Annotated in this window: 1 protein-coding gene; it reads right to left on the bottom strand. The window is 69.9% G+C overall.

Translation table 11 applies throughout. The features are described 5' to 3' along the window. Positions 1-1176, bottom strand: a 1176-nt coding sequence (locus HV701_RS26590) for a retention module-containing protein (protein ID WP_175135978.1), incomplete at its 3' end; no start/stop codon positions are given. Positions 1177-1179 lie beyond the last annotated feature (3 nt).

Below are 1179 nucleotides of genomic sequence, written 5' to 3'. Positions count from 1 at the left end.
GTCGTTGGTGCCGTTGATGGTGATGGTGACCGTGCCGGTGGTGCCGTCGGCGGTGGTGACGGTGATGGTCTCGGTCAGCGTCTCGCCCACGGCCAGCGACTGCACGCGCGCGTCGGCCTGGTTCAGGTTGTAGACCCAGTTGCCGTTGGCGTCGATCGAGAACGTGCCGTAGACACCGGGGCGGTCGGCCACGGCCACGAAGGAGGACTGGCCGTCGTCGGCGTCGACCACGTTGAGCTTGCCGTTGGCGGTGGACTTCTCGTCCTCGACCACGGTGCCGGCATCGTCGCCCGGTTGGGCCGGGGTGATCTGGGCCGGGTCGTTGATGCCGACCACGGTCACTTCGACGGTGGCGGTGGACGTCGCGCCGCTCGGGTCGGTGACGACGTAGGTAATCGTGGTGGTGGAGGTCTGGCCTTCGGGCAGGTTCTGGAAGTTGTTGCCGGGCACGAAGGTGTAGCTGCCGTCCGGCAGCACGGTGAAGGTGCCGCCATTGGAACCGGTGACGCTGACGCCGCCCGAGGTCATGGGGCGGCCGCTGACCGACACCAGGGTCAGGGGATCGCCGTCAGGATCGCTGTCGTTGGTCAGCAGGTTGCCGCGCACGACGCTCTTCTCGTCGGTGCGGGCGTCGTCGTTGACGGCCAGCGGCGCGTTGTTGGTGTCGCCCGCGGCGGCGTCGCCGGCGCCCGTGCCGCTGGCGGCGCGATCGATCGTGTCGGCGCCACGGCCCGGGTTGGGGTAGGCCAGATCCAGCGGGCTGGTGGTTTCCAGGATGCGGGCCAGGCGCACGAAACTGCCGCCGCCATCATCGCCGCTGCCGCCCGTCAGGGTCGCGGCGGTCGGGTCCAGCACTTCGAACGGATCCTGGCCGGCTTGCAGGGCCGCCAGCAGGCGGTCGGAGTCGGTGCCCTTGGGCGGGGTCACCGCCGCTTCGGTCGGGTCGGCCAGCGGGCCGGCCATGTCACCGGTGACGGCGACTTCGCGCCCTTCGCCGATCACGATCGGCATGCCGTTCTCCACCTGCAGCGCCACGCTGGCGCCCGAGGCCGTGACGATGTCGCTGCCGGCGGGCACGTTGCTGCCCTGATGCAACTCGGTCAGGGACCCGTCGCTGTTGCGTATCCACGCGCGACCGGTGATTTCAGTGACGACTGCGGGGGAGGAGTTGGCCATGTT

This window comes from Achromobacter pulmonis, assembly GCF_902859765.1.
GTDB lineage: Bacteria > Pseudomonadota > Gammaproteobacteria > Burkholderiales > Burkholderiaceae_B > Achromobacter > Achromobacter pulmonis.
The sequence above is the reverse complement of the archived record's forward strand: the minus strand, read 5'-3'. Positions and strand labels throughout refer to the sequence as shown.